General features: G+C 40.9%; 16 protein-coding genes and 1 pseudogene. 9 read left to right on the forward strand and 8 right to left on the reverse strand.

Annotated features, from left to right (window positions below; genetic code table 11):
- Positions 1-28: 28 nt before the first annotated feature.
- On the reverse strand, positions 29-607 hold the full coding sequence (locus tag AOQ70_RS11015; protein WP_039177625.1) for a competence protein ComK: 579 nt from the start codon (positions 605-607) through the stop codon (positions 29-31).
- A 289-nt stretch (positions 608-896) separates the two neighbouring features.
- Here AOQ70_RS11015 and AOQ70_RS11020 point away from each other — a divergent pair, with 289 nt between their 5' ends.
- Positions 897-1,133 (forward strand): IDEAL domain-containing protein, encoded by a 237-nt coding sequence (locus AOQ70_RS11020; RefSeq protein ID WP_008348804.1) that lies wholly within the window; start codon positions 897-899, stop codon positions 1,131-1,133.
- Positions 1,134-1,189: 56 nt separating this feature from the next.
- Here AOQ70_RS11020 and AOQ70_RS11025 read toward each other — a convergent pair whose 3' ends face one another.
- Positions 1,190-2,050, reverse strand: coding sequence for an SDR family oxidoreductase (locus AOQ70_RS11025; RefSeq protein ID WP_041089704.1), 861 nt, complete (start codon positions 2,048-2,050; stop codon positions 1,190-1,192).
- A gap of 142 nt (positions 2,051-2,192) precedes the next feature.
- Between AOQ70_RS11025 and AOQ70_RS11030 the strand changes: the two genes are divergently transcribed.
- The 5 genes and pseudogenes from AOQ70_RS11030 (at position 2,193) to AOQ70_RS11045 (ending at position 7,290) form a co-directional block, all read left to right on the forward strand.
- Positions 2,193-3,725 (forward strand): FAD-dependent oxidoreductase, encoded by a 1,533-nt coding sequence (locus tag AOQ70_RS11030; protein ID WP_059376271.1) that lies wholly within the window; start codon positions 2,193-2,195, stop codon positions 3,723-3,725.
- Positions 3,726-3,815: 90 nt separating this feature from the next.
- Positions 3,816-4,355: pseudogene (locus tag AOQ70_RS20225) on the forward strand (protoglobin family protein); the annotation flags it as partial.
- 240 nt (positions 4,356-4,595) lie between these two features.
- On the forward strand, positions 4,596-5,111 hold the full coding sequence (locus tag AOQ70_RS20230) for a methyl-accepting chemotaxis protein (protein ID WP_394336034.1): 516 nt from the start codon (positions 4,596-4,598) through the stop codon (positions 5,109-5,111).
- 61 nt (positions 5,112-5,172) lie between these two features.
- Positions 5,173-5,757: a histidine phosphatase family protein gene (locus AOQ70_RS11040; RefSeq protein ID WP_059376272.1), complete on the forward strand. Its 585-nt coding sequence runs from the start codon at positions 5,173-5,175 to the stop codon at positions 5,755-5,757.
- Positions 5,758-6,144: 387 nt separating this feature from the next.
- Complete coding sequence (locus AOQ70_RS11045; protein WP_047202379.1) at positions 6,145-7,290, forward strand: serine alkaline protease SapB; 1,146 nt, start codon at positions 6,145-6,147, stop codon at positions 7,288-7,290.
- Between the two features lie 46 nt (positions 7,291-7,336).
- On the opposite strand, the gene AOQ70_RS11050 is transcribed toward AOQ70_RS11045, so the two are convergent.
- Entirely contained in the window at positions 7,337-8,620 is a 1,284-nt protein-coding gene (locus AOQ70_RS11050) for a M48 family metallopeptidase (RefSeq protein ID WP_059376275.1), read from the reverse strand.
- A 177-nt stretch (positions 8,621-8,797) separates the two neighbouring features.
- Here AOQ70_RS11050 and AOQ70_RS11055 point away from each other — a divergent pair, with 177 nt between their 5' ends.
- Positions 8,798-9,205, forward strand: coding sequence for a hypothetical protein (locus AOQ70_RS11055; RefSeq protein ID WP_059376278.1), 408 nt, complete (start codon positions 8,798-8,800; stop codon positions 9,203-9,205).
- 93 nt (positions 9,206-9,298) lie between these two features.
- Here the strand turns inward: AOQ70_RS11055 and AOQ70_RS11060 are convergent, their stop codons facing one another.
- The 3 genes from AOQ70_RS11060 to AOQ70_RS11070 form a co-directional block, all read right to left on the reverse strand.
- The gene (locus tag AOQ70_RS11060) at positions 9,299-10,852 is read right to left on the reverse strand and encodes a fatty acid--CoA ligase family protein (RefSeq protein ID WP_059376283.1); all 1,554 of its coding nucleotides are present in this window, start codon (positions 10,850-10,852) and stop codon (positions 9,299-9,301) included.
- 172 nt (positions 10,853-11,024) lie between these two features.
- Positions 11,025-12,014, reverse strand: a complete 990-nt coding sequence (locus AOQ70_RS11065; RefSeq protein ID WP_024425472.1) for a lipoate--protein ligase — start codon at positions 12,012-12,014, stop codon at positions 11,025-11,027.
- A gap of 2 nt (positions 12,015-12,016) precedes the next feature.
- The gene (locus AOQ70_RS11070) at positions 12,017-12,760 is read right to left on the reverse strand and encodes an MBL fold metallo-hydrolase (RefSeq protein WP_047202380.1); all 744 of its coding nucleotides are present in this window, start codon (positions 12,758-12,760) and stop codon (positions 12,017-12,019) included.
- A 156-nt stretch (positions 12,761-12,916) separates the two neighbouring features.
- Here AOQ70_RS11070 and yhfH point away from each other — a divergent pair, with 156 nt between their 5' ends.
- Positions 12,917-13,054 carry a protein YhfH gene (gene yhfH / locus AOQ70_RS19310; RefSeq protein WP_008359029.1) on the forward strand — a complete coding sequence of 46 codons (138 nt, stop codon included), beginning with the start codon at positions 12,917-12,919 and terminating at the stop codon, positions 13,052-13,054.
- 339 nt (positions 13,055-13,393) lie between these two features.
- A complete protein-coding gene (locus AOQ70_RS11075) occupies positions 13,394-14,683 on the forward strand; it encodes a cation:dicarboxylate symporter family transporter (RefSeq protein WP_039177611.1) in 1,290 nt (429 codons plus the stop codon).
- Positions 14,684-14,716: 33 nt separating this feature from the next.
- Here the strand turns inward: AOQ70_RS11075 and AOQ70_RS11080 are convergent, their stop codons facing one another.
- Together AOQ70_RS11080 and AOQ70_RS11085 are read right to left on the reverse strand one after the other, a co-directional pair.
- A complete protein-coding gene (locus AOQ70_RS11080; protein WP_039177610.1) occupies positions 14,717-15,766 on the reverse strand; it encodes a M42 family metallopeptidase in 1,050 nt (349 codons plus the stop codon).
- 144 nt (positions 15,767-15,910) lie between these two features.
- The gene (locus AOQ70_RS11085; RefSeq protein WP_059376286.1) at positions 15,911-18,220 is read right to left on the reverse strand and encodes a YhgE/Pip domain-containing protein; all 2,310 of its coding nucleotides are present in this window, start codon (positions 18,218-18,220) and stop codon (positions 15,911-15,913) included.
- Positions 18,221-18,227: the final 7 nt, after the last annotated feature.

The following is an 18,227-nucleotide window of genomic DNA, read 5'->3' on the forward strand; positions in this document are numbered from 1 at the left end:
CAGCGGCAGAGCTGCCGCTGGCTTTTGATTAATATCTGTTACGAAGCTCCCTTAATATAAAATCGTATACGAGATTGAGCTGCTGTTCCTTTGGATACAGCATAAATTCTTGTTTCTTAGGAAGACCTCCATCAAGACGATCTTGAAATTTCGTTCGGAGATATGCTGTTCGGTGCACCTGACTCTCAAATGATTTATATGAGACATCAAGTTTGATGGTTTGCTCATTTGTAAAGGTGACCACCGTGTCTCCGAGGGATGATTCCTGGAAGGTATGAATGTATTTGTGGGAGATCCAGCCGCACTGAGGACGGTTGGATGAATAGGTTGGGAAGAAATACAGATGGTTGGATGAGTCAATCACAATTGGGGGTTTGTGAGAAATTCCTGTTACTTCGTATGTTCCCGCCTTTCTGCCTGCATAGCTTGAGCCGAAGAATCTGCAGCTGCGTTCAATAATTTGCAGGGGCTTTAATTCAACATAAAAGCTTGTCTCTCTTTCGATGACTTTTGAATATACTCTTTTTCCTTCTTCAACTGAAAGGACCGCCATTGTTGTTTGATTAATGACGTATGAATCTAAAGGTGTTTCACTAATTCCTGACACTTCATTTCCTCCTGTGTTAATATTTGGTTATTTAAGATACTATTAATCTATCACCAACATATAAGAAACGACAGGATTTTTTCAAAATTTATTAAAATTCATCTTTTTATCATATTTTTTAGTCCATTCGATCTATCGAAAAGCTTTTTTTAAAGATATATCACATTCTGTCGATTGGACAAGTGATGTCGATTCTGCTCAAAAATAAATTGTCTAAAAATTATAAATTCTTGTTGATTTTTTCTCCGCCAATCCATATACTATAAAAAAGGCATCGGGGGGATTCTTTATGAAAGAGAAAAAAACGTATGCTGAGCTCATGAAGTCCCGCAACACCCAAAAAACCGAAGAAAACGGCGTCACCATTTTAGACATCTATATTCAAATGGTTTTAGATGAGGCGCTTTATAAACAGCGCTTAACCTTCCTAAGAGAAGAGATTGATAAGGCACTGGATCAGCGTGATGAAAAGCGATTCAATGACTTGTCAGCTCAATATGCAGAACACTGCTTACATCAATCATGATGATTTTACTTGCGGCAGAGAGACAGCAACTTGTCTCTTTACCGCAAGTTTTTTGTTTATCCATTTAAAATGGTTCCGCCATTCACATGGAGCATTTGTCCATTCATATAAGATGAATCTTCACTTGCTAAAAATAAATAACTCGGTGCAAGCTCTACTGGCTCACCAGGACGCTCCATTGGGACATTTCCACCAAATTCAGAGACTTCTTTTTCCGTAAAGGTTGATGGAATCAGCGGTGTCCAAATGGGACCCGGTGCTACCCCATTCACTCTAATCCCTTGTTTAATGAGCGATAAGGATAATGATCTCGTAAATGTGACGACCGCCCCTTTTGTAGATGAATAATCGATCAATGTTTCATGCCCTTTATAGGCGGTGACAGATGCTGTATTAATAATACTGCTTCCTTTTTTTAAATGAGGAAGAACAGCCTTTGTTAAATAAAACATCGCAAAAATATTCGTTTGAAACGTCCGAAGAAGCTGATGCGAGGTAATTTGCTCAATGCTTTTTTGCGGATGCTGTTCCCCGGCGTTATTCACCAAAATATCAATGGAACCAAACGCATCTTTTGTTTTTTTGACGACCTCATTTGAAAAAGCCTCATCCCCTAAATCACCTGCAATTAAGATGACACGGCCTCCCGCTTTCTCAATATAGTCCTTCGTCTCCTCGGCATCGCGATGTTCACTTAAGTAAACAATGGCGACATTGGCACCTTCCTTCGCAAATAAGACAGAGACTGCTCTTCCGATCCCGCTGTCTCCACCTGTCACAATGGCTGTTTTTCCTGCTAACTTTTTGTCCTGCACCTCACGATCAAAGACAGGTCTAGGGTTCATTTTATATTCAAGACCCGGCCGTTCATTTTGGTGCTGAGGCGGCAATGTTTTCTTCGGCTGCTTTGTTGACACGGTAGTCCACTCCTTCCTTTTATCTTGTTTATTTTTATGTGCTGGCTCCTTTTTTATGTATGACGCCCTTGTTTCCTTTCAGATGTATGATTTTCATTATTGTGGAAAAATTATACACAACAAGTTAAGTGGAGGCGACAACATGGAACAAGAACATAAAGGAATGGAAGAGGCAAAATCGTTATGGCTGTCGGACAGCCGGAAGCATTCTTTTTCTTCTGTCAATGAAGATCTCACAGCAGATGTGATCATTGTCGGCGGCGGTATTACCGGTATCGCTGCGGCCTTTGAAATGACAGAGCGAGGATTAGATGTGATCATCATTGATGCCGAACAATTGCTGCAAGGCACGACCGGACACACAACGGCTAAAATCACCTCACAGCATGATGTGTACTATTATGAGCTGATACAGCAGATTGGCATGCCAAAAGCACGTTTGTATGTAGAAGCAAACGAAAAAGCAAAAGACCTCATTCAAGCTCGTATCAAAGAGCACGACATCGATTGTCAGCTAGAGGTAAAAGATGCGTACCTTTATACAAAGGAAGAAAGCGGTGTAAAAAAGTTAAAGAAGGAATTAGATGCCTACAAACAGCTTGGTATTGACCGGGAATGGAAAACAGAGCTTCCTTTTGACGCTGACATCAAAGCAGCCCTTGCGATGACGAATCAGGCACAGTTTCATCCCCTTCATTATCTCAATGCGCTAATTGACAAGCTCCTCGAGCGAGGTGTACGTATCTTTGAACAAACAACCGCTATTGATGTAAAAGAAGGGAACCGGCCTGCTGTCGTCACAAAAAACGGACATCATCTGACAGGGCGCTACATCATTTCATGCTCACACTTTCCTTTTTATGATGGGAAAGGACTTTACTTCACCCGAATTCATCCAGAACAATCTTATGTCGTAGCAGCCAAAACGACAAAACCTCTCCCAGACGGGATGTACCTCGGAATTGATCAGCCTGCTCACTCATTAAGAACGGCAGAATGGCACGGCGCGGAAGTCGTTCTCATCGGAGGAGAAGGTCATAAAACAGGACAAGGCGGAGATGAATCCGCTCACTATGAAGGACTAGAAACGTTTGGAGAAGCCACCCTTGGAATTGAAGAAGTGCTGTATCGCTGGTCGACACACGATATGGTCACAATGGATCAAATCCCTTACATTGGCCGCCTGACCAAAAACCACCAGAATATCTTTGTAGCGACCGGCTTTAGAAAATGGGGCATGACCACAAGCCACGTAGCTGCTACTCTTATCGGTGATTTAATTGAAGGAAAATCGAATCCATACGAATCAATTTTTACGCCATCCAGACCTGTTACTGACTCTTTCGTCAAAGATTTCATAAAAGAAAATACCAACGTCGCTGCCAAGCTGATCAGTGGTAAATTCAAACGAACTGATCAAACAATCGATGATTTACAACCAGGCGAGGGCGGCATTATCTCGTATGAACATAAAAAGTGCGGCGCCTATAAATCAGAGGATGGAAATGTCTTTCTTGTCGATACCACGTGTACTCATCTAGGCTGCGAAGTCGCTTGGAATAATAGTGATCGCACTTGGGATTGCCCGTGTCACGGTTCACGTTTTTCTATTACTGGAGAAGTAGTAGAAGGCCCTGCTAAAAAACCACTAAAAAGGTCGTATAAAGAACAGTAAAATTTCACTCTTCCCCTTTAAAAAATCCAATATTATCCGATAAAAAACATAAAGTCTGATATTTGTGATGATTATGGGGGGACAAACAAATTGTTATTTAAAAAAGAACCGAAAAGAAAAAACACTGCTTTTTTCACAGAGCAGGATGATGGGATAAAACGAATCAATTTCTCGAACAATACGGACATCGCTAAACAAATCAAAATGATCGACCTGACGCAGCATGACCTATTGATATTAAAGCAGCTCAATTCAATTGTTCAGGATGATATTGCACATATCGTTGATAAATTTTATAAAAATTTAGAAGTCGAGTCTTCCTTGATGCATATCATTCAAGACAATAGTTCTGTCGATCGTTTGAAAAAAACACTCCGCATTCATATTAGCGAAATGTTTGCAGGTGTGATTGACGAAAACTATGTGGCAAAACGCATTAAAATTGCGCAAGTTCATTTACGGATTGGCCTCCAGCCTAAATGGTACATGGCCGCATTCCAAGACCTTCTGCTATCAATTATGGATTTATTTGCAAACCATATCCAAGATTTCAAAGAATATCAGACAGCAGTCAAAGCGACAACGAAAATTTTAAATTTAGAGCAGCAGCTTGTCCTAGATACATTCCAAAATGAATATTCTAAAATTCGTGATGAAGCAGAAGAGCAGCAGCAGGAGCTTCATACAAAAATCACGGAAACTTCAAATTCGCTTGCTTCTCTCTTCTCAAACACAACAAGTGCAGTTGACAAGCTTGTCTCAAAATCGGATGAGATGGCGGACATGTCACAAGCTGGAACACAAATTTCAGCACAGGTTGAAGAAAAATCAATCGGCGGTAAAAAAGAATTAGAAATTCAGCAAACACAAATGAATCAAATTGACGGCAGCATGACAAAAATTGAAACAGAAATTAAGCGCCTTGAAGAAATCGCTAAACAAATTGAACAAATCTTTGGGATCGTTACAGGTATTGCAGAGCAGACGAACTTGTTATCTTTAAATGCCTCAATCGAATCTGCACGAGCAGGTGAACACGGAAAAGGCTTTGCTGTCGTTGCAAACGAGGTGCGCAAATTATCAGAGGACACAAAGAAAACGGTTTCAACTGTATCTGAACTCGTTAACAATACCAATTCACAAATCGCCATTGTGTCCCAGCATATTGCGGACGTGAACTTACTTGTGACAGACAGTAAAGAAAAAATGACTCAAATCAATTCACTCTTTGATGATATCGTCAGCAGCATGAACTTAAGCAAAAACCAAAACGGAAAAATTGAAATTGACCTTCAGACCTTCCTTAACGAATTGAAGGAAGTCAAACAAACGGTGTCTCAAGTCGCAAGCTCCGTCGAATCCTTAACTAGCCTGACAAATCGCTAATACAGCCTTTTTTCTTCTGCTTTAGTATAATAGAAGAAAAGATAGAAAAGGCGGGATTTGATTGACAACAATTTGCCTAGTCAGACACGGGGAAACAGATTGGAATGCAGCGAAACGAATTCAAGGACGAACAGATATCCCTTTAAACGACAAAGGTAAATGGCAGGCTGAACAAACTGGACTTTACTTAAAGGATGTCCATTGGGATGTTGTCATTTCCAGTCCACTAACAAGGGCAAAAGAAACGGCACACTTGATTTTAAATCATGTCCATGCCCCACTTGTCATCATGGATGATTTCATTGAACGAGATTACGGTGACGCTGAAGGCATGTCGTTTGAGGAACGTTCAAAGCTGTTTCCAGATAAACAGTATCCCAATATGGAACCACTTGAGACGATTCAAAACCGAATGTTAGAAGGTATTGAGAAAGTTAGAGCCGCCTATCCAGATCAACATGTCTTGATCGTAGCTCACGGCGCTGCTATCCATGCTTTACTCACCACTTTGGCTGATGAACATATGGGTCTACAGAACACGAGACTTGTCAATGCTTGCTTAAATTATGTGGAATGGTCAGATGGTAAATGGAAGGTTCGTGATTACAATGTGGTCAGCCATTTAACTCAATCCACCCCTTCTTAAAGAGCCTGTTATCTTAGCAGGTTCTTTTTTATGACAAAAACAATGATAAAATAATATTTTTTTATATCGAAATTCGAAATAGATGCTAGACGATTCTACCTATTTTATGGCTTTTCGGGTATCGAATATTTAACCGGAAATAGATCATGAGAAAAAAAGCACACTCCCTTTTTAATAGATCATCGCTGAAATGATAGAATAAACATATTTTACCACCAGTTCCAAGTGACTTAATTCCCCAATTTTCGCTAGGACTTTCACAAAAATTCAGGTCTACTCTTATTTGCCTACTTCCCTTAAACTGAATATACAGAATAATCAAACGGATCATTCTATTAGACTACGGATGATTATTCTGAAATAAGAAAAAAGGGATGTGGAATGTGCGTGAAAAAGAAAAATGTGATGACAAGTGTTTTATTGGCTGTCCCTCTTCTGTTTTCAGCAGGGTTTGGAGGATCCATGGCAAATGCCGAGACGGTCTCCAAAACAGATAGTGAAAAAAGCTATATTGTTGGTTTTAAAGCCTCTGCCACCACAAACAGCTCTAAGAAACAAGCTGTCATTCAAAATGGTGGAAAACTAGAAAAACAATACCGCCTCATTAATGCTGCACAAGTGAAAATGTCCGAACAAGCCGCCAAAAAACTTGAACATGACCCTAGCATTGCTTACGTAGAAGAAGACCATAAAGCAGAAGCATATGCACAAACCGTCCCTTATGGAATCCCTCAAATCAAAGCTCCAGCTGTACACGCTCAAGGTTATAAAGGTGCTAATGTCAAAGTAGCTGTCCTTGATACTGGAATCCACGCTGCACACCCTGATTTAAATGTTGCAGGCGGTGCGAGCTTCGTCCCTTCAGAGCCAAATGCCACCCAAGACTTTCAATCACATGGAACTCACGTAGCTGGAACCATTGCTGCCCTTGATAACACAATTGGTGTACTCGGGGTCGCTCCAAGCGCTTCCCTATATGCTGTAAAAGTATTAGACCGTTATGGCGACGGACAATACAGCTGGATTATTAGCGGTATTGAATGGGCTGTAGCCAATAATATGGATGTCATCAATATGAGCTTAGGCGGACCAAGCGGTTCAACTGCGCTTAAAAATGCCGTCGATACAGCGAATAACCGTGGAGTCGTTGTTGTGGCAGCCGCAGGTAATTCTGGCTCTAGCGGCTCTAGCAGTACAGTTGGCTATCCAGCAAAATACGATTCTACAATTGCTGTTGCCAATGTAAACAGTAACAATGTCAGAAACTCATCTTCTAGCGCAGGTCCTGAATTAGATGTTTCTGCACCTGGTACTTCTATTTTAAGTACAGTGCCAAGCAGTGGATACACTTCTTATACTGGAACATCTATGGCGTCTCCTCATGTAGCAGGAGCAGCAGCGCTTATTCTTTCTAAAAACCCGAACCTAACAAATTCACAGGTTCGCCAGCGCTTAGAAAATACAGCGACACCGCTTGGTGACTCATTCTATTATGGAAAAGGGTTAATCAACGTTCAAGCGGCTTCTAACTAACCAAGTGTGATAAAAAAATCCGGCTGATCCAGCCGGATTTTTTTTATTACTGCTTTTTAGGCGGCTTCTCTTTTTCCGCCGCTTTTTCCATATCCATGATTCTCTCCATCATGGTTGGGTGTCCATAACGGAAAATCTTCACTAGAAACGGTGGATTCACCTGGGACAATCCTGATTTTGCAAGTTTTTGAAAAGACGTTACGCCCGCCTCCCCGTCTTTTGTCATGTTCACCGCATATTCATCGGCTGCCCGTTCTTGATGCCTTGACACTGCATTTGTAAAAGGTGAAGCTGCAAATGACAGCATCGATACGATGATTAAAAGAAGCGGAAGAGCAGCAATGTCGTGTGACACCTTCAGACGAAATGTGGCTGCCCCTTTTTGATAAAGATATAAATAAAGACGATCGATCGCAAATAATCCGGCCAATGACAGCACTAAATATCCTGCTAATCCAATATAAACATGTTTCATGACGTAATGTCCCATTTCATGCGCCATGATAAATAAAATTTCGCGGTCTTTCAGCTTTTGCAGTGTTGTGTCCCATAAGACAATACGCTTATTTTCACCAATTCCTGTGACATAAGCGTTCATCGTGTTCGTTTTCTCAGACATATTGACCTCATACACATGATCTGCCGGAATATGCGCTTTGTCTGCAAGCGTTAATATCTTCTTCTCAAGCGCTTGATCCTTTAGTGGATAAAAATTGTTATATAACGGATCAATGACGACCGGCTGTATAAAGAAGAGAAACAGCGTAACTGGGACTGTCAAACACCACGCATACAGCCACCAGCATTTTCTTCTCTTTTGAATCAGCCAAAAAAACACAATTGCACAAAGGGCAAGGAGCGGATATTGAATCCAAAAATCCAGTGTTTGATCTTTCAACCAGCTTGCCGTACTTTGTGCAGATACTCCGTAGTGTAAAGACAGCTGATAGCCAATCCACTTAATTGGGAATGAAATGAGCATTGTTAGAAGCGACAGCACAAACACGTACACAAGTTTGCTTAAAAACGTGAAACGAGCTGCTGCCAGGCTCCAGTCTGCTATTTTCCGTGAAAACCCTGAAATGAGCAAAAGGAAAAAGACATACCAATCTAATGGGATGGTTATGAAATACAGCAGGTTCCGTATGTTCGAGAAATTCTCGCTAATCGCAAGCTCATGACTTGTCATAAAAGTATGCGGATCTGCACTTGTCCCTTTTACGCTTTCAGGTACCGATGAATCCCCCATTAGAAACAAATATGAATAAATAAAAAGACCGTACAATATGTATGCTACCGTTGCAAGAGCTACCCATTTACGTACTCGCACAGGTCAGCCTCCTTTCCATTCCTCTCTCTATTCTAATCACTCTTTTTTTCGTTTAGAACCTGTCTCATGTGGCTCCATCATAGCATGCCCCATCTGAAAAAGCTTTCGCGAAAAAAATGATTATGCGACTCAAAAATCGGAGAAGCTACATGTATAACAGTGAGTTGGAGGATCAAAATGAAGAAAATCCTTGCAGGAGTTGTGATTTTGGGACTTTTATTCATCACCTTCTTTTATGTGTTCAGCCGGACGAGCGAAATCTTTGATGAAAATCGAGCAGAAAAATTGCTGCTCTCGCCAGCGAATGAATCCATCTCGTATGAAATAGATGATAAGGACACAGCAGAAGATCTAATTGAAGAATTAAATAAAGGCAGACAAACAAGCAATCATCTCAAGAAAAATTTAAAAAAGCCCGATTATATCGCCAAAGTGATGTTCGGACGAACAAACGGCACCACCTTTCAGCTTTGGACCGACCGATCACAAGTCGTTTTTTTAGTTGATGGAACGTATTATGAACTGAATCAAAAACAGTCGAAATCTTTTCAGAAACAGTTAAAAGAAGCCATTCAAAAGAGCTAAAATGATCTTTTTAGCCCTTTGTCTTCTTTCGGCGTGAGATGCGAGGATTTGTCTACATGCTAAGGGAGCCTCCTCATCAGAGACTCCCTTTTTTTATTTACTTTCTTCTGCTTGATACTTTTCCTTTAGCGCTCTTCTTAAAATTTTACCTGTTGTGTTTTTAGGAATATCATCTATGAAATGGATCGTTTGGGGCTGCTTATATTTCGCTAAATAGCGTGAACAATGTGTAATGATGTCTTCTTGATTGATGTGAGCATGTTTCTTAGGGGAAATGTAACAGACGACTGCCTCTCCTGTGTTTGGGTCTGGCACACCGATGACAACGGCTTCTGCTACAGCTTCATGTTGATAAAGTACCTCTTCTACTTCTCTTGGATACACATTATAACCGCCAACAAGAATCATATCCTTTTTCCGGTCGACAATATAAATATATCCTTCTTCGTCTCTTCTCGCCAAATCGCCAGTATACAGCCAGCCGTCTCTTAGTGCAGCTTCCGTATCTTCTGGCATTTGGTAATAGCCTTTCATGATGTTCGGCCCTTTTGCTATCAGCTCTCCGACTTCATTTGGACCGACTTCTTCTCCTAGTTCATTCACTATTTTATTCTTCACATTCATAATGTCAGTCCCGACAGAACCTGGTTTTCTTTTTCCGTCAAGAGGATTAAATGCAGTCACTGGTGACGCCTCTGATAATCCATAACCCTCAAGGACCGTAACACCGAACTTTTTCTCAAAGCCATGGAGTAAGGCAACAGGCATGGAGGCACCGCCTGATATACAGATCCTCACAGATGCCATCGCTTTATCATGCCCCTCCTGGCGGTACAAATAGTTATACATGGTGGGCACACCAACAAATAGCGTTGGCTTCTCTTTTTCCATCATGCGCAAAAGCTCTGAAGGGCTGAAATGCGGCAAGACATAAATCGTCGCACCATGAATCAACGGTGCATTCATGCAGACTGTTAAACAAAAAACATGGAACATTGGCAAAGCGGCAATGACCTTGTCCTTTTTATCAATCGATAAATACTCAGCGACATCTCTAGCATTTGAATAAAGGTTGAAATGAGTCAGCATTGCACCTTTTGGTTTTCCTGTCGTGCCAGATGTAAATAAAATAACAGCGGCATCATCTGGCTGAATGGAAGGATGTACATTCTCATTCGCAACACCTGACACAAGCTTTCCAAAGAAAACAAGTCGATCAGATACTTCCTTGAAGCTTGATCTGCACGCCGATTCATTTTCTGCACAAATGATGACTCTTTCAATGGACGGAAGCTGCTCATACACCTGCTCGTACACTGGCAGAAGCTGTTCAGGCGCCACAATACCTTTTACATCGCCTGTGATGAGCATATACCCAATTTCACTAGGTGTATATGTTGGGTTAATAGGTACTACGACAAGCCCTGCCTTTAATGCGCCAAAAAAAGAAATGACAAAATGCGGTGAATTTCCTAAAATAAGCGCGATATGATCCCCAGCTTGAAACCCTTCGTTGACTAATCCATCTGCAAAACGCTCGATACTTGTCATCAGCTCTCGATAGGTCCACTTCTTTCCTTCAAAGATCAGTGCGATATTTTCTCCCTTCGTCATCGCCGTCTGCTGAAGATTTTTGATCAAATCCATTCTCCCACCCCTTACATGTCATCAATGAATGAATGACCATTCATTTTATGGCCGAACATTCCTCCTTTCTATTATAATAGACAATCGAAAAAATCCACAAGATCAAATGTAAATCGCTTTCATTTCCTTCAATCAAAAAAGCACCGCTATCTCTAGCCGTGCTTTCACGCGATTAATAAATCAAATCAAGAAAATCCTCTTTTGATACATTGCCGAAATAGTGGCGCATATCCATATCTTCTAAGACGTCACTGATCGTTTTACGATCATATTGCTGCCCAATGAGCCGCTTCTCAATATCGGCAATATCCCCTACGCCAAAGAAATCACCAAAGATTTTGCAATCCTGGATCATCCCTTTTTTCACTTCTAATCGCAAATCAATGGAGCCTGCAGGGAATCTCTTAGAATGCTGTAAATTAAATTTCGGTGAACGGCCATAGTTCCATTCCCATTTTTGATAGCGATCTCGGGAAATCTCGTGAATCTTTTCCCAATCCTTTTCGGTCAGGCGATATTGAGGCACGTCCCCATTTGTATCAAAAATGTAGCTTAAAAGAATTTTTCTAAACTCTTCTGTTGTCATTTTTTGATCCATCAATTCACTGATATTGGCAACCCTGCTTCTAATCGATTTGATGCCTTTTGATTCAATCTTTTCTTTTTTCACATTTAAAGCCGAAACGACATGTTCAATTTCTGAATCAAATAGCAGCGTGCCATGGCTGAAAATACGTCCTCTTGTTGCAAACTGGGCATTTCCAGAAATTTTACGTCCATCTGCCATGATGTCATTTCTGCCGCTCAATTCAGCTTTAACACCTAGCTTTTCAAGCGCTTTGATGACTGGCTCTGTGAACTTCTTAAAGTTATGGAAGCTGTCCCCATCATCTTTTGTGATAAAGCTGAAGTTTAAGTTTCCTTTGTCATGGTAAACTGCACCACCGCCAGATAAGCGGCGCACGACTTTGATTCCGTTGTCTTCCACGTACTTCGTGTTGATTTCTTCTATTGTATTTTGGTTCTTTCCAATAATGATTGACGGCTGATTGATGTAAAACAGCAAATACGTTTCTTCTGGATCTAAATATTTTAAGCAATATTCTTCAATTGCCAAGTTAATCATTGGATCATAATGTTGTTCGTTATCGATAAACAGCATCTCTATCTTCCTTCCTTGTTCCATCTAAGCCCTGAATGGGCAAGCTGTATATTGCCAGTATATAACGCCTGTGCTTCATTGACTAGGTCTTTATGACGGCCAAAATGGGGCAGATGGGTGATGATGAGTTCCCCAACATTTGCTTCCTTTGCAATCTTCCCTACCTCTGTACTGTTCATATGTCCAGCACCTGATCCATCCTGTCCAGCGTAAAAATTGCTTTCGGCTATGAGCAGATCTGCTCCCTTGCTAAAAGGAATAAATGCCTCCTGATAGCTTGAGTCTGCTGTATACACGACCACAGCATCCTCTGCCTGAATTCTCATAGCATAGCATTCTGCCGGATGAACCGTTTTCAAAAAATCAATTTGAAATGGTCCAAGCTGAATCCCTTCTTCTGGCTGATAAGGCTTTGCCTTTGTATGTACATCATCAGAAAGCCGTCCAAACGCTTCTTGATCACCAGTATGTCCATAGATCGGAAGCGGGCCGCTGCTTTTTCCTAAATGATATCCCACTAGCTTCGCATATTGGAGTGGTCCGATATCTGCAATATGATCGTGGTGATAATGAGAAAGGAGAACAGCATCTAGTTCTTCTATATCAATGTATTGCTGAAGCTTTGAAAGAACACCGCTTCCGCAGTCTACAAGAAGCCTGAAGCCATTTGATTCAAAAAGGTAGCCTGATGTCGCTTCACCTGCTGCCGGAAACCCTCCATAGCATCCAATTACGGTTAATTTCATCGTCATTTTTCCCTCCTTTTCTAAAAATCCCCTTCTTACAATATACCCATTTTTCATGGAAAAAGCATTCTTCTTGCCTATTGTTACAAAACAGATTGACAATTATTAATCTGTTATAATACAATGATAGCAACAAAACGTATTGGAGGATGACAAATGCTAGGAAAAATCACAGAGTTTTTTAGAAATTTGCCTTCAAAGAAATGCACAAAATGTGGAAATGATTTAATGGAACAGCACGAGTGTTACGGTAATGAATGTGAGGAATGCTCACAAGTAAGTTATCTTAAATAAGGGAATAAATTGAATAAAAAAGCACTTTTCCCCTCCTCCGTCAGTTGGAGTCAAAAGTGCTTTTTATTTTTTCTGAAAAATAGGTAAAAAGGTAAAACCCTTGTCACAAAAGGGTTTTTTAGTATTTTTATATGATGAGTTTTAGTTCTGAAGACACTTTTTATTGACTAAAAACAATGAAGGAGGTTCTAAATATCTATTTTTTCTAACAATTTTGTATTTTCTTAATATAATTTTATCGTGGACGAACCTCTTTAATTTTAGTTATACTTTAATTCATATATTAAAACTTAATATGATGGGAATATTCCTTTAATGAATATGTTAGGGAGGAAATCTATGAAAAAATTAAAATTTGGATTGGCTACTCAAATCCTAATCGGTCTTATTCTCGGTGTCGTTGTTGGGGCAATCTTTTTCGGTAACCCAGGAGTCGAGACATACTTAAAACCAATTGGAGACTTCTTCTTAAGACTCATTAAGATGATTGTCATACCAATTGTCGTATCCAGCTTAATTTTAGGTGTTGCAGGTGCGGGTGATGGTAAAAAAGTAGGGAAACTTGGTTTTAGAACCATTCTTTATTTTGAAATTATCACAACATTTGCGATTATCCTTGGCCTTGTCCTAGCAAACTTTGTACAGCCTGGTGCAGGCGTTGACTTTGGAAATACGGAAAAACAAGATATTAGCCAGTATGTTGAAACGGAAAAAGAGCAAAGCAGCAAATCAGTTGCTGATACGTTCCTTCATATCGTTCCAACGAACTTCTTCCAATCATTGGCGGAAGGTGATTTGCTTGCGATTATTTTCTTCACTGTGCTGTTTGCACTTGGCGTTTCAGCGATTGGGGAACGCGGTAAACCAGTGCTCGCCTTCTTCGAGGGTGTATCACATGCCATGTTCCATGTCGTTAATGTTGTGATGAAAGCTGCACCATTTGGTGTATTCGCACTCATTGGTGTGACCGTATCAAAATTTGGTCTTGAATCTCTTATTTCATTAGGTAAGCTTGTAGGTCTTGTTTATTTTGCGCTCGCTCTCTTCCTTATCGTTGTATTCGGAATTATCGGAAAGATGATTGGCGTCAATATTTTCAGATTTCTTGCTTACATGAAAGACGAAATGCTTCTTGCCTTTAGTACATCCAGCTCTGAAACAGTTTTACCAAGAGTCATGGATAAAATGGAACGCATCGGATGTCCAAAAGGAATTGTTTCGTTCGTTATCCCAATCGGTTATACGTTTAACCTGGATGGCTCCGTCTTGTATCAAGCCATTGCTGCGCTTTTCCTTGCACAGGTATATGGCATTGACCTCACGATCGTCCAGCAGCTTACACTTGTTCTTGTACTGATGGTAACATCTAAAGGAATGGCTGCCGTTCCTGGTACTTCATTTGTTGTATTACTCGCGACATTAGGAACGATCGGTGTACCTGCTGAAGGTCTTGCATTTATTGCAGGTGTGGACCGTATCATGGATATGGCACGGACTGTTGTGAACTTAACAGGAAATGCACTTGCAGCTGTTGTGATGTCTAAATGGGAAGGGCAGTATGACCCTGAAAAAGGACATCGCGTGATGACAGGACAAGAGGTACCCGAGCCAACACAGCTTTCAAGCTAATGAAAAAGAACCCCATCTATCGGGGTTCTTTTTTTATGCTGTGATTAATGGTGATTGAACATAGTGATAAAGAAGATCTGCAGTATGGACAAGTGAATCTTCATGTGTTCTTTCAAAGGCATGCGAGGAATCTATACCAGGACCAATCAGTCCATGAATGATATCATGCCCTGCTCTAATGGCTGCTGATGCATCAGAGCCGTAATAAGGGTAAATATCAAGGCGGTAATCAATGTTGTGCTCTTCTGCTAATGCAGCTAAATGCTTGCGTAATCCATAGTGATAAGGGCCGCTCGAATCCTTTACACAAATCGATACACTGTATTCATCTGTTGACTGACCGTCACCAATCGCGCCCATATCTACAGCTAGATATTCCACCGTTTCTTCTGGAATATTCGAGTTCCCGCCGTAGCCAATTTCTTCATTATTAGAAATTAAGAAGTGCGTCGTATGCGGCAATGTGATATTTTCCTTTTGAATTCTGTGGATGAGCCGCAAAAGTAGCGCCACACTTGCCTTATCATCCAGATGTCTTGATTTAATAAAACCTGAAGACGTCACTTCCACTCTCGGATCAAATGAGATAAAGTCCCCTACTTGAATGCCAAGTGCTTTGACATCGTCTGCATCTTTCACCTTTTCATCGAGACGAATCTCCATATTTTCTTGGTTTCGTTTCGCTTTTCCAGCATCCGCATAGACGTGCACGGATGTTTGATGCATAAGAATGGTCCCTGTGTATGTATGGCCTGATGCTGTTTCAATTTCACAATATTCGCCTTCAATTGAGTTATACTGAAAGCCTCCAATAAGTGCTAGACGAAGCCGTCCATTTGATTTAATTTCCTTAACCATCGCACCGAGCGTATCGACATGCGCTGTCAGCATGCGATGTTCTTTGTCATCTGTTCCTTTAATGGTGGCAATTAATCCGCCTTTTCGATTTCGTTTTGTCTCAATGTTCAAATCTTGTAAAAAACGTTCAACAAAGCCGATCACTTTTTCTGTATTTCCTGATGGACTTGGGATTGATACAAGCTTTTGAATCAGCTGAACGGTTTCATTTACTTCAGTAGTCATTCGGCATTTCCTCCTTTGTCTGAAAGCAATTCCTTCCATGTATGCCTTTTTCAGCATCTCTTCTTAAAATATATCGCTTCAGGTTCGAGATGTCTAATTTCAAATGAAAAATCCTTCCTCTATTAAAGAGAAAGGATTCATGGATTAAACTTCGTCCTGTTTCATTTTTCTTACGTTCCAAGCAAAGTATGCTGTTGTTGCCGCCATCATGATGATCGCAACTGTACCAAGGATCGCTGCTTGGTGCCATAAATAGCTGTCATCACCGCTTGCAATGATCGTTCTAAATCCGTTGATTGTATACGTCATTGGAAGCAGACTGTGAATGACTTGGAAGAATTTCGGCACAAGCTCAAGCGGGAATGTACCAGCACTTGCTGCGAGCTGAAGAACCAAGATGATAACAGCAATGAAGCGTCCTGGGTTCCCCATTGTTGTCGCCAGCAGCTGAATGATCGCTAAGAATGTCAGACTGACGATAATCGCAAAGAGATAGAAGCGCCAGAGGCTTTCCACCTCAAGACCGAGCCCAAAGATGAGCAAGGAGCTTGCAATAACTGCTTGCAGGATACCGACAAAAAAGAGCACACTATATTTGCTGAAAAACCATTCAAACGCATTTCTAGGGCGTCCAGCAGGGTCTTTCATTGGGAAGACAACGGTGAGCATGAGAGCCCCTACAAAGAGTCCCATCGATAAAATATAAGGTGTGAGTCCTGTACCATAATTATCAATCTTTTTCGCTGTATCATTTTCTGTTTTCACGGGACTCGCAATCATATTGTAATTGTCTTGACCCGCATCAATTTCTCCTGTTTCATCAGCGGCGCTTTTTAATTTATCGGACAGCTTACCTGTTCCGCTCTTTAAATCTCCCAATCCTTTATCGAGTGATTTTGAGCCTTCAGCAAGCTTAGATGTGTTGCTTTGGATATTCGTTGAACCACTTTCCAGCTTATTTAACGCTGCGCTTAGCTGGCTTGAACCATTTGCAAGCTTATCTGCACCACTTTTCGCTGTATCAAGCTTTCCATTTGCTGTCTGTAGACCATCTTGTAATTGGCCTTGACCTGTTTGAAGCTTCAGTGCACCTTGATACAATTTATTCGTACCAGATGTCATTTGATCAATCGCATTTTGTATCGCGACTGTAGATGTGTACAGCTGTTCTGTTTTCTGTGGCAGCTGTTTGACTTGCTGCAGCTGAGCTTTTGCAGAAGCAACCGCAGATTGAACCTCACTTGCATCAGGCAGTTCCTGCAAGGCCGCTAAGCTTTGTTCAAGTCCAGACAGATCAGGGAGTTCGATTTTAGGCAGACTGTCAAGCTGATCCATTGCCGCCTTTTTCTCTTCATCTGTCATTGAGCTGTTTTGGATAATGCTTTTTACTTTAGCATCTCGATTCGATAACGCTTCTTTTAATGAAGCAAGTTTTGTACTAAACGTTTTTGCGTCTTTTTTCACCTGATCGAGTTTAGGCGCCATCTTTTCAAGATTCGCTAATTCTGGTGATGACAAGACTTTTTCTACTGCTTCAATTTTTTCTGAAAAGGATTGTGCTTTGTTGTTTAGCTGCTCAATGCCCGCTGTGAATTGCGGCATTTTAGAAGCGAGCTGCTGATGGCCTTCCCGGCTTGTGTTTAACCCTTCAGTCAATGTATCAATTCCTGAACCAAGCTCTCCAAATTTCTGATCGATGGTTTGATAGCCTGTTAAGAGCTGGCCAAGTCCGCTGTCAAGAGATTGTATCCCTGTGTTCAGTTCACCCATTTTACCAGCAAACTGATGAACACCTTCGCTATAGGTTAACGTTCCTTCAGCCAATTTTGCTAAATTGTCTTTTAACTTGTTACTGCCATCTTTTGCACTTTTTGTTCCGTCATCAATTTTCTTCGCACCATCGCTTGCTTGATCTAAGCCTTTTGCAATCGTTTTGAAGTTATCAAAAATGACCTCTGCGTAATTTTTTGTGACTTCCTTTGAAACCGAATCTTTTAATTTGATAATGGCATTATTCGCAATTTGTGACGCCGCATAGTTGGCGCCTGGATTCGTATAATATTTCAGATTCGATTTTTTTGGATGTTTATCAAGGACTGTACTTGCATTTTTCGAGAAATCCTTTGGTATTTCCACGACGAGATAATAATCCTCGTTATTTAATCCCTTCACTGCCTTTTCTTCACTGTCGACAAAATTCCATTTGAAATTATCGTTTTTCTTTAATTCCTTCACTAAATCATCGCCGACATGCAGTGTTTTCCCGTCATAATGACTGCCTTCGTCCAAGTTGACCACTGCTACAGGCAATTGATCGACTGTACCATATGGATCCCAGTACGCTTTTAAAAATACGCCACTGTAAATCAGCGGAATAAATAACACAGCGAAAATCGGGATCAGTAGTTTTTTGCTCGTCACAATGTCTTTCCATTGATTCCGAATTAAATTCATTGCTGTT

The sequence above is a fragment of the Bacillus sp. AM 13(2015) genome (genome assembly GCF_001518755.1).
Classification (GTDB): Bacteria; Bacillota; Bacilli; order Bacillales; family Bacillaceae; genus Bacillus; species Bacillus safensis.